The sequence below is a fragment of the Verrucomicrobiia bacterium genome, assembly GCA_035577545.1.
Lineage (GTDB): Bacteria > Verrucomicrobiota > Verrucomicrobiia > Palsa-1439 > Palsa-1439 > Palsa-1439.
Window position 1 is genome coordinate 71388 of sequence record DATLVI010000011.1, and the last position, 12492, is coordinate 83879.

13 protein-coding genes are annotated in these 12492 nt (G+C 58.5%); 10 read left to right on the forward strand and 3 right to left on the reverse strand.

Going from position 1 to position 12492, the window contains the following annotated elements:
- Positions 1-10 precede the first annotated feature (10 nt).
- From VNL17_04115 to VNL17_04125, 3 genes are read left to right on the forward strand one after another with little or no spacing between them, the layout of a single operon-like run.
- Entirely contained in the window at positions 11-649 is a 639-nt protein-coding gene (locus tag VNL17_04115) for a TraR/DksA C4-type zinc finger protein (GenBank protein ID HXI83259.1), read from the forward strand.
- A 14-nt stretch (positions 650-663) separates the two neighbouring features.
- Positions 664-1146, forward strand: a complete 483-nt coding sequence (gene lspA / locus VNL17_04120; protein ID HXI83260.1) for a signal peptidase II — start codon at positions 664-666, stop codon at positions 1144-1146.
- 16 nt (positions 1147-1162) lie between these two features.
- Positions 1163-1531, forward strand: coding sequence for a hypothetical protein (locus VNL17_04125; GenBank protein HXI83261.1), 369 nt, complete (start codon positions 1163-1165; stop codon positions 1529-1531).
- A 3-nt stretch (positions 1532-1534) separates the two neighbouring features.
- On the opposite strand, the gene VNL17_04130 is transcribed toward VNL17_04125, so the two are convergent.
- On the reverse strand, positions 1535-2338 hold the full coding sequence (locus VNL17_04130) for a histidinol-phosphatase (protein ID HXI83262.1): 804 nt from the start codon (positions 2336-2338) through the stop codon (positions 1535-1537).
- Between the two features lie 67 nt (positions 2339-2405).
- On the opposite strand from VNL17_04130, the gene VNL17_04135 reads away from it, so the two are divergent.
- Positions 2406-3179: an alpha/beta fold hydrolase gene (locus tag VNL17_04135; protein HXI83263.1), complete on the forward strand. Its 774-nt coding sequence runs from the start codon at positions 2406-2408 to the stop codon at positions 3177-3179.
- Positions 3180-3203: 24 nt separating this feature from the next.
- Here the strand turns inward: VNL17_04135 and VNL17_04140 are convergent, their stop codons facing one another.
- Positions 3204-4634: a glycoside hydrolase family 30 beta sandwich domain-containing protein gene (locus VNL17_04140; protein HXI83264.1), complete on the reverse strand. Its 1431-nt coding sequence runs from the start codon at positions 4632-4634 to the stop codon at positions 3204-3206.
- A gap of 155 nt (positions 4635-4789) precedes the next feature.
- On the opposite strand from VNL17_04140, the gene uvrB reads away from it, so the two are divergent.
- Complete coding sequence (uvrB, locus tag VNL17_04145) at positions 4790-6859, forward strand: excinuclease ABC subunit UvrB (GenBank protein ID HXI83265.1); 2070 nt, start codon at positions 4790-4792, stop codon at positions 6857-6859.
- Positions 6856-7722, forward strand: a complete 867-nt coding sequence (gene nadC, locus VNL17_04150; protein ID HXI83266.1) for a carboxylating nicotinate-nucleotide diphosphorylase — start codon at positions 6856-6858, stop codon at positions 7720-7722. Before uvrB ends, nadC begins: the two co-directional genes overlap by 4 nt.
- Before the next feature lie 209 nt (positions 7723-7931).
- On the opposite strand, the gene VNL17_04155 is transcribed toward nadC, so the two are convergent.
- A complete protein-coding gene (locus VNL17_04155) occupies positions 7932-8723 on the reverse strand; it encodes a hypothetical protein (GenBank protein HXI83267.1) in 792 nt (263 codons plus the stop codon).
- Positions 8724-8874: 151 nt separating this feature from the next.
- Between VNL17_04155 and VNL17_04160 the strand changes: the two genes are divergently transcribed.
- From VNL17_04160 to VNL17_04175, 4 genes are read left to right on the forward strand one after another with little or no spacing between them, the layout of a single operon-like run.
- Positions 8875-9852 carry a biotin--[acetyl-CoA-carboxylase] ligase gene (locus VNL17_04160; GenBank protein HXI83268.1) on the forward strand — a complete coding sequence of 326 codons (978 nt, stop codon included), beginning with the start codon at positions 8875-8877 and terminating at the stop codon, positions 9850-9852.
- Complete coding sequence (locus VNL17_04165) at positions 9849-10583, forward strand: type III pantothenate kinase (protein ID HXI83269.1); 735 nt, start codon at positions 9849-9851, stop codon at positions 10581-10583. Before VNL17_04160 ends, VNL17_04165 begins: the two co-directional genes overlap by 4 nt.
- Positions 10584-10605: 22 nt before the next feature.
- Positions 10606-11415 carry a tryptophan synthase subunit alpha gene (trpA, locus tag VNL17_04170; protein HXI83270.1) on the forward strand — a complete coding sequence of 270 codons (810 nt, stop codon included), beginning with the start codon at positions 10606-10608 and terminating at the stop codon, positions 11413-11415.
- A gap of 1 nt (position 11416) precedes the next feature.
- Positions 11417-12490 carry a mannose-1-phosphate guanylyltransferase gene (locus tag VNL17_04175; GenBank protein ID HXI83271.1) on the forward strand — a complete coding sequence of 358 codons (1074 nt, stop codon included), beginning with the start codon at positions 11417-11419 and terminating at the stop codon, positions 12488-12490.
- The last annotated feature ends 2 nt before the right edge of the window (positions 12491-12492 follow it).

Genomic DNA, 12492 nt, shown 5'->3' on the forward strand with positions numbered 1-12492 from the left:
AAAGAAGTTTATGAAGAAACAAGCCAGGAAAATCAAGGCCGACAAACCGAAAGCGATTGCGAAAAAGGGAACCATGGGGACAATTTCGAAAGCCAAGGCAGCGCCGAAAGAGAAGGTATCGAAGGCCGAAGCGAAGAAGCGGGCGGCGGAGGCGGCGCTTGCCGCGGAAGAGAATCGCCCGGCGAAGACGTTGAAACTTTCCAAGGATGACGCGACGAAGTTCAAGAAGCTGCTGCTCGATTTGCGCGATCATCTCATTGACGGCGTGAATTTTCTGGCCAGCGACAACCTCAAACGCACGCAGCGGGAGGCCTCGGGTGAATTGAGCGGCTACAGCCTGCACATGGCGGACGCGGGCAGCGATAATTTTGACCGCGAGTTCGCGTTGAGCCTCGTCTCGAACGAACAGGAAGCGCTGTATGAAATTGAAGAGGCGCTCAAACGGCTTGAGCACAGCACATACGGCGTTTGCGGCAACTGCGAGAAGAACATCATGAAGGCGCGGCTGGAAGCGGTGCCGTTTGCGCGCCTGTGTGTGAACTGCCAGTCCGACATCGAGAAAGACCATCGTCGGCCGGCGCCACAAGGGCCGATGTTCACCGAGGGCGCCGACGAAGACGGCGGCGAGGCAGAGGAGTCCGAGGAGTAACGTCGGGACGAGCCATGCAATGGGTCGCGCTCATCGCCGTGACGGTGGCTGTGCTCGATCAAGTGACGAAGTGGCTCGTGGTGCGCTCCCTCAGCGAGGAAGAGATTCGCGTTGTGATCAGCGGTTTCTTTAGCCTCGTCAATTGGCCCAACACCGGTACCGCGTGGAGCATCCTCAAGGACTGTAATCTGGTGCTGGCCGTCGTCTCGCTGCTGGCACTCCTGGGCATGTATCTTTTTCGTCACGCCTTTCAACTGAATCGCCCGGGTTCGCGTGTCGCGCTGGGGCTGATTACGGGCGGGATCATCGGCAATCTAATTGACCGCGTGCGCGTCCATCATGTGACGGATTTCCTTTACTTCTATGTCGGCCAATACCACTGGCCCGCGTTCAACGTCGCCGATAGCGCGATTTGCATCGGCGTGGGTTTGTACCTCATTCTCTCGTGGCGCAGCGATGTCGCAGCCCGCAAGAGCCAGTCGGCGATCTCATCTTAAAAGAGTGCCTAACAAAATGAGCGCGCCACCACTAGACACGTTTACGAAGGCGATGCTTGAGGAGTATAAGTTTCCTGGCACAGACGCCGCCGTAGTTTTTGTTCCCGAAGGACAGGATCCATCAACCGAAGTGGGAGAAGTTCTGAAGCGTTCAGGTCAACAACGCTGGTTCCCTGTTCCCGGTGGTCATAACGCGAAGGTGCCCTGGCATTTTTCAAAGGGTTATGAGTCATTCTTTGAACGAGAGAAAAAAGGATGGGATCACGAACACTGTAGTTTCTGCAATGCGCACGTTTACATTGGGGAGTTGTGCTGGACTACCGACTCCGGGCGGGGCATTTGGATCTTTTGCAAACAGTGTTACGAAAAACTGAGGGATGAATAAAACCTATAACGCGTACAACTCGCGCTTGCGTCGATCGAACTTCGCCAGCTGCCGGCAATTCTTCCGCTTCAGGAACGTCTCAACCTCGCGGAACTTGAGGCCAACTTGATCCGGCGCGTGCGCATCGGAGTTGACTGTCAGCGGGATGCCCAGCGCCAGCGCTTCCTCGACGATGGGGAGCATCGGATACGGTTGCGGCTCGGGCAGTTCGGAATGGCGATACCCCGAGGTGTTGATCTCCAGGCAGATTCCCGCCGCCTTGATTTCCTGGAGCGTGCGGGTGATGTCTTCGGCCTCGCGCGCGCCGGGCAGGTGACCGGAGCGTTTCACCACGTCAAGATGCGCGACGACGTCACACAGGCCGCTGCGCGCCAGCTGGCGGACGCGTTCGAAATAGCGGGTGTAAAGATTGTGACCGTCGCCGGCGTGCTGGCGCGGCCACGATGACTCGCGGCAGGCGTTATCGAGAAAGTGGATCGATCCAATCACATAATCCCACGGATGCCGGGTGAGTTGTTGCGCCAAATAATCTTCGAGGCCTTCGAGGTAATCCATTTCCAGGCCGAGCATCACGTCGATCTTCCCGCGGTAACGAAAGCGCAGCTCCGTCACGCGCTCGACGTAGTAGTCGAGTTCCTCTTCCGCCATGCGCACATTGCTGCTGCGACCGCCGGGCAGGGGATTATGGTCGGAAAAGCCGATTTCGCGCAGGCCGAGTTCAATGCCGCGCTGGACGTAGTCCTCCATCGGTCCCGCCGCATGTTTGCACAGGGGCGTGTGCATGTGATAGTCGCACTGAATGGGCATGGTGGTTGACTGTAGCGGCGGAGCGGCGCGTTGACAATGACTTTGGCCGCTTCTACTATCGCGCGGCATGGAAACACCCGTCGTTTTTGAATCCAAGGGCCAGCAGGTGGTCGGGATGCTGCATTTACCGGAAGGGCAGGGCCGTTTTCCCGCCGCGTTGTTGCTCCATGGATTCACAGGAACGAAGGTCGAACCCCACCGCATGTTTGTGAAGATTTCGCGCGCTCTGGCGGAGCATGGCATCGCCAGCCTGCGTTTCGATTTTCGGGGGTCTGGTGACAGCGCCGGCGATTTCGAAGACATGACGATCCGGTCGGAAGTGGCCGATTCGCTGGAGGCGATCAAGTTTCTCGCGCGGCATAAGCGCGTCAACTCGCGCCGCCTCGCGCTCATCGGGCTCAGCATGGGCGGCGCGGTCGCAGCCCACGTCGCGGCCCGCGAGAAACACCGCGTCAAATCGCTTGTGCTGATTGCCCCCGTGGCGGAAGGCGAGGGTATTCTGGATGAATTGTCCACGCCCGAGGCCGTCTCCTCGCTGGCGGAAACCGGCATTACGGATCACGATGGCAATCTCGTTGGCGTGGCCTTCATCCGCCAATTTGCCGATATGCGTCCGCTGCGCGAAGTGGTGAAATCCGCGTGCCCTGTCCTCATCGTCCATGGCTCGAAGGATCAAACCGTCCCTGCGCTGCACGGGGACATGTACGAGCGCGTGTTACAGGCGCACAAGCGTGTGGTCAAGAAAGTGATCATTCCCGGGGCCGACCACACGTTCAATAAGCATATCTGGGAAACCCGGGTCATCACCGAAACAGTCGATTGGCTCGGCGAGACGATGTGACGGGCGCTTGCCGGGAGTTTTCGATCACTTCCAGATGAGAGTCGTAACCGAGTCGGCGGGTAGGTCGACTTTGACCATACTTGATCCGTCACGTAGCTGCACGGTGGTCGGGGTTTTGCCGCTGTTCGTCAAAACAACGACGTACTGACCGTCGGGATTCACTGCCGCTACATGCTGCACACTGGCCACGTCTCCCTCTGACCCGATCACCTCGGCATTGCGTTGCATGGCGCGGGTAAAGTGGGCGAATGCCCAGAACTGTCCGCTGCGCGTGACTTCCCTGGTCTGGGAATTGATCGTTACCAAGCCAGCGCACTTGTAGGGGCCGATGTTTGGTTTGCCGGTTTCATCGAGGGCCATGTTCCAACCGATGATGCCGCGCATGCCATTGCGGAGGATGTCGGTGAACTTCGAACCCCACTTCGACCAGCAGGTTGCGTAGTCCTCATCGTCGAAGTGTTGGCCGCCTTCCGTCCAATACATTTCCGCATCCGGATGCACCGCCAGAACTTTCTCGACCCATTCCGGTTTGCCGAGGTATCCGTGCCAGGCGATGGCCTTCGTGTATTTGTTTACCTCAGGCTCGTCGAGCTCGGAGAGGGCGCGGCCCCAGAGATTGTAGTTGTGGTCAAGGAGCCAGATTTTCGTCTTAAGGCCGGCGCTTTCCAGGGCCGGTCCGAGGTTCTGGCCCACGTAGCGAACTTCAATTTCCTGCGGAAAGAGGCACGCCGGCATTTTGCTGTCCTGGTCGGTATCCACCTCGTTTTGCGAACTGACAGAATTGATTTCTACGCCTGCATCCTTGTACGCCTGCAGGAACTTCACAAAATAATTTGCATAGGCGGGGAGGTAATGCGCGCGGATCGTGCCGCCGAACATGGCATTATTGTCCTTCATCCAACCCGGCGGACTCCACGGTGACGCGAAGAGGTACAAGTCAGGGTTGATCTCCCGCGAGCGACGAACAATGGGCAGGATGTAGGCGCGGTCGTGGTCAATCGAGAAGCGCGTGAGTTCAGGGTCAGGATCACCTTCATCGAAACTGTACATGGTCTTCGCATAGTCGCTCGATCCGATACAGAGGCGGCAGAGACTGAAGCCCATTTGCTTCGGGTCGAACAACTCCTGAAGCAATTTATCGCGATCCGCCTCAGGCATCTGGTTGATCATGTAACAGGCGGCGTCGGTTAAAGCGGCGCCAAAACCGAGGATGGGCTGCTGCTTCCTGGCGGGCAGAATTACAATCGTGTTCGTGCCGACTTTACCGGATGCCCGGTGCCAGCGGAGTGGGTCAGCGAGGGCGTAACGCTTATCGGCGGCGGTGAGCCGCACGGTTATGCTTCCCTCGGGTCGCGGTTCCTTTGACTCCGCGAAAGCGGCTTTTCCAATCGGGAATAAAGCCATTGCGGAAGCAGCGATTACTTTCAGGGAGTTGCGCCGAATGTGGGTGAACATTTTCATCTCCAGAGCTTGCTCAAGTTTCAGTCGTGATGCAGCGTTCCCGCCGGCCCGTCTGACAAGCAGTGAGATTGCACCAAGATCGGTTTTGCCGCCAGCGTTTTCTGTAGACGATATTGCGGATCGCCATGGCTGTGTTAGATTCGTGTCCAATGTCTTTCGATCTCGTCAGCAAATACAAGCCGCGCGGGGATCAGCCGGAGGCGATCAGGGCACTGACTGAATCGATCCGGGCGGGCAACCGCTATCAGACGCTCCTGGGGGTTACGGGTAGCGGCAAGACGTTCACGATGGCGAATGTCATCCAGAACCTGGATCGGCCAACGCTGGTGATTTCGCACAACAAGACCCTCGCGGCGCAACTTTTCAGCGAGTTCAAACAGTTCTTCCCTCACAACGCGGTCGAGTATTTCGTCAGCTACTACGATTACTACCAGCCCGAGGCGTACATCCCGCAGACGGATACCTACATCGAGAAGGACTCGGCCATCAACGAGCAGATTGAGAAGTTGCGGCTTTCCGCCACGAGTTCGCTGTTGTCGCGGCGCGATGTGATCGTTGTCTCCAGCGTCTCATGCATTTACGGTCTGGGCTCGCCCGAGGACTACTTTGAAATGATGGCGCGGATCGAGGTGGGCAGTGAGATGGGCCGCGAGGATCTACTGCGCAAGTTTGTGGACATGCAGTACAACCGCAACGATGTCGAGTTCGAGCGCGGCAATTTCCGCGTGCGCGGTGACACGGTCGAGATTTGCCCCAGTTACACCGAAGATGCGGTACGGATCGAGTTCTTTGGCGACCGCGTGGAACAGATCACGCGCTTCGAGCCGCTGACGGGGCACAAGATCGAGACCAACAGTTCGGTTTCCATTTATCCCGCCAAGCATTGGGTACTGCCATACTCGAAGATCGTTCGCGCCTTTGATGCCATCAAGGCCGAGATGAAAGACCGTGTCGCGTGGTTTGAATCGCAGAACAAACTCGTGGAAGCGCAGCGCCTGTATTCGCGGACCACGTACGACCTTGAAATGCTCAAGGAGATGGGCTTTTGCGGCGGCATTGAGAATTATTCGCGCCATCTTAGCAATCGCGCGCCGGGCGAGCGACCGTTTACGTTGATCGACTTCTTCCCGAAGGACTACTTGCTGATTATCGACGAATCGCACGTCACGGTATCCCAAATCGGGGCCATGTATGCCGGTGATCGCTCGCGCAAGACGACGCTGGTGGAGCATGGCTTCCGTCTGCCCTCGGCGCTCGACAATCGCCCGTTGAACTCGACGGAGTTCGAGACCCTGGTCAACCAATGCACGTTCGTTTCTGCCACGCCGGGACCGACCGAGATCAGCCGCAGCACAGTGGTCGCGGAACAGATTATCCGGCCCACCGGCCTGATCGATCCGGCCGTGACGATCAAACCGCTCAAGGGTCAGATCGACGATCTTATCGAACAATGCCGCGCCCGGGCCGAGAAACAGGAGCGCGTGCTGGTGACGACGTTAACCAAGCGCACTTCGGAAGACCTCACCGACTACCTCCGCGAAGTCGGCATTCGCGTGAAATATCTGCACAGTGAAATCGACGCAATCGAACGTGTCGAGGTGCTGCGCGGATTTCGCGCCGCGGATTTCGATGTGCTGGTGGGCATCAACCTGTTGCGGGAAGGGCTCGATTTGCCGGAAGTATCATTGGTGGCGATCCTCGATGCCGACAAGGAAGGTTTCCTCCGCAGCGCCACGTCGCTCATCCAGACGGCGGGTCGCGCCGCGCGCCACATCAACGCGGCCGTTGTTCTTTATGCCGACGTGATGACCGACTCGATCAAGAAGTTTCTCCAGACGACCGAGTATCGCCGCACCAAGCAACTGGCGTACAACAAGGAGCACGGCATTACACCCAAGACGGTGAAACGCGAATTGCAACTCAGCCTCGCTGATCTCACGAAGGCGCGCGCCGTAGAAGCCTCGGTCGTCCGCGAAGCTCCTGGGGGCTACCAGACAGCGGAGTTGTTGCGGGAATTGGAAGCTGAGATGTTGGAAGCCGCCGAGAACCTGCAATTTGAAAAAGCGGCGATCCTGCGCGACCAGATTGATGAACTCAAGAAGAGCGAACCCGGCGGAGCTACCAAAGCACCCGAAGTCCCGGCCCGCCGTCAGTTGAAATACGACCGCAAGTTGAAGGTGAACGTGGTCAAGAAAAGTCGTCCAGCAAAGATGCGATGAACGCTTTGCCGCAAGAAATCGTCGATAACTTCGTGCGCGCTGCACTGGCCGAGGACATCGGCGCTGGCGATATCACGACGGAAATGGCGATTCCGGCGGACCAGCAGGCGGAAGCCTATATCGTCGCGAAGGAACCATGCGTTGTGGCTGGCTTGCCGGTGGTCGAAGCGGTCTTCACGCAGATCAATCGGGCAGTCACGGTAAAGCTGTTGGTGGACGAAGGCGATGTGGTGGAAACGGGGGCTCGCGTATGTGTCCTCAAGGGCCCGGCGCGCGCGATATTGACCGGTGAACGGACGGCGCTCAACTTTTTGCAGCGGCTGTCGGGGATCGCGACGCTGACGCACCAGTTCGTCGCGAAGGTGGCGGAGGCCTCCGTGCGTGTGAAGCCGAAGATTCTGGATACGCGTAAGACCACGCCCACGCTCCGCATTCTGGAGAAGTACGCGGTGGCGGTCGGCGGCGGCACGAACCATCGCGTGGGTCTTTTCGATGCGATGATGATCAAAGACAATCATCGCGTTGTGTTGGCCCGCCTTGGCTCGAAAGCCCTCGGTGATGCGGTCGCTTCAGTTCGTAAGAACCACCCGAATGCACCGATCATCATCGAGGCGGATAATTTGGAGCAGGTGGAAGAGGCTTTGGCGGCCAGTGCGGACCATATCCTGCTCGACAACATGACGCCGGATGAACTGCGGGAAGCCGTGATGCTCGTTGCAGGCCGTGCCAAAACCGAAGCCAGCGGCGGCGTCCGTCTCGACACTATCACCGCCGTCGCCAGCACCGGTGTCGACTACATTTCTGTCGGCGCGCTTACACATTCGGCGCGAGCGGTGGATTTTTCGCTGGAATTGGTGGATTGAAGTTATGACAATGCGTCAGCAGATAAGTGATGTGCTCTGGGGATTGGAGGTCGCCTTTCACGATGCGCGAGCCTACCGGGGCGAGCGAGCAGCGCTACATGATTTCTTATTCTGGGTAAGGGCGCCCGCAATGCACGATGGCGCGGCTCAAGCAAAACAAAAGGGACGGACAGGTGGTCCGTCCCTCCGAGGCCCTTCACCCAGAAGCGTTACGGCAAGGTTGTACTGAGGACGCTGTTACTAGTGCTGTTGAGGATCGCCAGATCGTGGATATCAAGGATGCCGGGGGCTCCGCCGGGCAGGTCGCTGATGTTGAGGTCGCCTTGCGTGTCGCTCGTCGCGCTCGACGCGATGTCGCTGTTGATGGCGAGAAAGTATGTCTGCGTTGCCATCAACCCTGATGCGTCGATGCGGAACTGGACGAACGAACCGCTGGCGTGGATCCGAAGCGCGGCGGCGGCGGAGTCTTCGACATGGTCGTTAGACATCGCGCGTTTCACGAGATACTGAAACTTGTCGGGCGCCGTCAGGTCAGCGCGAAGCACGTCCTGAGTGCTGCTGATGCCGATGACCAACTGGCGAATGTTGCTAATGGGTTTCAACGCATCCGGCAAGGGCGTGCCGGGGCCATGACCGTTGCCGCGGCTCGATCCCACATGTGAGTACTTGAAAGCGGCTGCCCCGTTGGCATCGGTGGTGAACGTCGTGACGTCGGTCAGGTTTGTGTCGTCACCGAGCACCGCGGAGAGAGTATACGTGGTGTTGCTATCCAGCTTACCCAGGCTGATGTTCAGTTTTTGATTGTCGGCGTGCCCCTGTTGATTGAGTTTGGCATCGACGCTGCCAACCGCATTAGGAGCAAGATCCGTGTTGGTGAACGTGGCGCGCAGCATCCAATGAAGAATGCTCGTACCGCCCTTGCTCCCGAATGTGGTCTGGCTCAAGAGGAGGCCAGCCGTGACGAAGCCAAGAAGCCCGAGAAATCGTGTTGTTGTTCTCATATACCCATGTTTCCCTTTGGGCATGAAGTCTAGTGAAGTGCCATGGGGATGTCAAGCCAGAAGGCAGTATTTTTAAGGGCTGCGTGGCGACTGGGCGGGGCCACTTATTGTGCTTAAGTTTTCCCGTATTTCCGTCTAGAGTGGGCCGCAGGTGAAGACCGGCACGGCGATTCTGGAGACATTTTATCAAGCGGCAGGGCAATTTGTCCGCGTGGATGATCTGGGGCGGCGTTTGAAACTGCCGGCGACGGCGGTGAATGCCGAGATCGCGGAGTTGGAGAAGATCGGCTACACGATCGAATCGCATCCACATTTTGGGTATCGCTTGCTCGGCACTCCTGACCGTTTGACCGCGGATGATATCAAGGCGCAGTTGAAAGCCCCGCTGATCGGTTCGGAGATTCTGGTATTCGAGGAAACCGCGTCAACGAACGAGGTGGTTGAGCACCTAGCAAAGTCGGGGGCGCGGGAAGGTTTGGTAGTGTTTGCGGAATCGCAGACGCGTGGGCGCGGGCGTCGCGGACGGGCGTGGGCTTCGCCGCGCGGGAAGGGACTTTGGTTTTCGGTCTTGTTGCGACCAACGCTGCCGACAAGCGCGGCCAGTCGCATCACAGTGGCCGCGAGCGTGGCTGTGGCGCGAGCGATTCGTCAGAATTGTGCCGTGGACGCGCGCATTAAGTGGCCGAATGACGTGATGGTGAACGGCAAAAAGCTGGCGGGCGTATTGACGGAACTACGGGCGGAGGCCGACGAGATCCTACTCGCGATCCTGGGGATTGGGATCGATGTGAATTGCCAGCGGGAGGATTTTCCGGGTGAGCTGGCGAATATTGCCACGTCCGTCGAATTAGAAACCGGGAGTGCGCAAGATCGGGTGGCGCTGGCGGCGCAGGTGTTGACCGCGTTGGACGAGTGTTATCAGGCGGCACTCACGGATTTCGAGACGGTTGTGGACGAATGGGCCAAGCTTTGCACGACGCTCGGACGGCAGATCGTGGTGACGATGGGTCAGCGTCGCATCGAGGGGTTTGCGCAGGCGCTGGACGGTGATGGGGCGTTGTTATTGCGGCGCGACAGCGGGCAGATCGAAAGAATTCTGGGTGGCGACGTGGTGGTGGAGCGCTCGTGAAGAAGGAACATCCTTTCCTGTTGGTGAACATCAACAACACCAACACCAGTTTTGCCCTGGCCAACGCCCGGCGCATACTGCGGGTCGTGAAAGTGCCGACGGTGTCGGTACGGAAGATTCCCTTTGGGGATGACAGGATTTCGGGAGTCGTGTTGGCGTCGGTTGTACCGAAGATGACCAAACGGGTCGGGCGCCTGTTGCCCATGCGGCCATTGGTCGTCAGTGCGAATATTGATCTGGGGGTTGGTGTTCGTTATCCCAACAAGAAACAGATCGGGGCCGACCGACTGGCAAACGCAGTGGGCGTTGCAGAACTCTACGGTACGCCGGCCATCGTTGTGGATTTTGGGACGGCGGTCACTTTCGATATTGTGAATTCTTCCCGTGAGTACGTGGGCGGCGTCATTGCGCCGGGGTTGGCGTCGGTGACGGATTATCTCTACCAGCGGACGGCGCTGTTGCCGCGGATCAAGCTGGCCGAACCGTCCTCGGCGATCGGCAGGAGCACGGTCGCCGCCATGCGTGTGGGCGCGGTCATCGGCTATCGGGGGTTGGTGAAAGAGATCCTGAGCGCCCTGAAGCGCGAGCGCGGCATGGAGAAAGCGGTGGTCGTGGCGACGGGAGGTTACGGCGGACTGATCGCGAAAAAGATCCGTGAAATCGACCGCGTAAATCCGTTGTTGACCCTCGAAGGTCTGCGGTTTATCTACCTGCGCAACCGCGCTGCGTAAAATTACGCAGGCGCTGACAATAATGAATCGAATCGATACCAAGTTTCGCGCGTTACGCGCGGCCCGCCAAAAGGGTTTCATCGCGTACATCTCTGCTGGCGATCCCAACCTGCGGGCGACGGCGGCACTGGCGCGTGAATTTGAACGCGTGGGCGTGGACGTGCTGGAGCTCGGCGTCCCGTTCAGCGATCCACTGGCCGACGGAGTTGTGAACCAGTTGGCCGCGGAGCGCGCATTGCACAGCGGTACGACGCTACGCGGGGTCTTGAAGATGGTGACTGCGCTGCGACGCGGTGGTTGCAAGGTTCCGATCGTATTCTACGTTTACTACAACGTGGTGCACCATTATGGGTTGAAGAATTTCGTTCGCGATGCTGTGGCGGCCGGGGTGGACGGCGTACTGGCGCTGGATCTGCCACCAGAAGAGGCGGATGCGTATGAAGCGGCGATGAAACAGGCGGGATTGCATCCGATTTATCTCGTCGCACCGACGACACCAGCGCAACGCATCCATAAGATTGCGCGGCATGCGAGTGGTTTCATTTATTATGTATCGCGCGAGGGCGTGACGGGCATGCAGAAGAAGCTCGCACCAGCCGCGACACAGCATGTCGTAACCATTCGCAAACACTCGAAGTTGCCGGTGGCGATCGGGTTTGGGATTTCGAACCCGGCGCAGGCGCGCGCGGCGGCTCACGCAGCAGATGCGGTGGTGGTCGGCAGCGCGATTGTGAACCAGATTGCGAAGCATGGTAAGGACCGTCAATTGGCGGCCAAGGTGGCGCGCTTCGTTGGGGCGATGGTGCGAGCGGTGAAGAAAGAGGGAAAGTGAAATGAATTGGGCAGTGGTCATGGCAGGTGGGTACGGCGAACGGTTCTGGCCGCGAAGTCGGCGCAGGCAACCGAAGCAATTGCTGCCGATTGTCGGCGATAAAACGATGATCCAGCAGACGGTTGAGCGGATACGTCCGCTGGTGAGCGACGCGCGGATCGTGGTGGTGACGAACCGGGAGCAAGCGGCGCTGGTGCTCAAGCAGCTTCCGCGTGTGAAGCATATCATTGCTGAACCCATGGGACGCAATACCGCGCCGTGCATCGGGGTGGCGGCGGCGGTGATTGGCAAGCAGGACCCGGACGCCGTGATGGCGGTGTTGCCGGCGGACTCGTACATCAAAGACACGGAGACTTATCGTCGTGTTGTTGGCGATGCGTTGAAGCTGGCAGCGGCGCAGGATGTTCTCGTTACCATTGGAATCAAGCCAACCGGACCACAGACCGGCTATGGTTATGTTCAGGTCGGCGAAGAACTTTCCAACAAGTCGGCGACGAAGTTCTGGAAGGCGCGGCGGTTCGTGGAAAAGCCGGACCGGAAAACGGCGGAGGAGTTTCTGTCCAGCGGCGATTATCGTTGGAACGCGGGGATGTTCGTCTGGTCGTTTCGCGCAGTGGCGGATGCTTATCGGCAGTTCCAGCCCGTGCTGTGGGACGCCTGCGGGCGGATTCAGAAGACCGCCGGCACGAAGACGTTTGCGCGAGCGCTAGAGCGGGAGTATCCCAAAATGGAAAAGATCGCGGTCGATTACGCGATCATGGAGAAAGCGCAGAACGTGGTTGTCGCGAACGGTGATTTCGATTGGGACGATGTTGGCGACTGGCCGGCGATTGGGCGTCACCACGAGAAAGACGCGGACGGCAACGTTGCGTGCGGTGAATTCGTGGAAATCGATTCGACGAATTGCATTGTCCTGAGTGACAAGAAGCATTTGGTGGCGACGGTCGGCGTGCGAGACCTCGTGATCGTGCACACCGACGACGCGACACTGATCTGCCACAAAGACCAGGCGCAGAAAGTACGCGACGTGGTGAAAAAATTGGCGGCGGATAAGAAGTACAAGCGACTGCTGTAATG

Coding starts and splice junctions, on each gene's coding strand:
- trpA (HXI83270.1), top strand. CDS start 10,606: ATGAATCGAATCGATACCAAGTTTCGCGCGTTACGCGCGGCCCGCCAA.
- VNL17_04140 (HXI83264.1), bottom strand. CDS start 4,634: ATGTTCACCCACATTCGGCGCAACTCCCTGAAAGTAATCGCTGCTTCC.
- VNL17_04115 (HXI83259.1), top strand. CDS start 11: ATGAAGAAACAAGCCAGGAAAATCAAGGCCGACAAACCGAAAGCGATT.
- nadC (HXI83266.1), top strand. CDS start 6,856: ATGAACGCTTTGCCGCAAGAAATCGTCGATAACTTCGTGCGCGCTGCA.
- lspA (HXI83260.1), top strand. CDS start 664: ATGCAATGGGTCGCGCTCATCGCCGTGACGGTGGCTGTGCTCGATCAA.
- VNL17_04155 (HXI83267.1), bottom strand. CDS start 8,723: ATGAGAACAACAACACGATTTCTCGGGCTTCTTGGCTTCGTCACGGCT.
- VNL17_04125 (HXI83261.1), top strand. CDS start 1,163: ATGAGCGCGCCACCACTAGACACGTTTACGAAGGCGATGCTTGAGGAG.
- VNL17_04130 (HXI83262.1), bottom strand. CDS start 2,338: ATGCCCATTCAGTGCGACTATCACATGCACACGCCCCTGTGCAAACAT.
- VNL17_04175 (HXI83271.1), top strand. CDS start 11,417: ATGAATTGGGCAGTGGTCATGGCAGGTGGGTACGGCGAACGGTTCTGG.
- uvrB (HXI83265.1), top strand. CDS start 4,790: ATGTCTTTCGATCTCGTCAGCAAATACAAGCCGCGCGGGGATCAGCCG.
- VNL17_04135 (HXI83263.1), top strand. CDS start 2,406: ATGGAAACACCCGTCGTTTTTGAATCCAAGGGCCAGCAGGTGGTCGGG.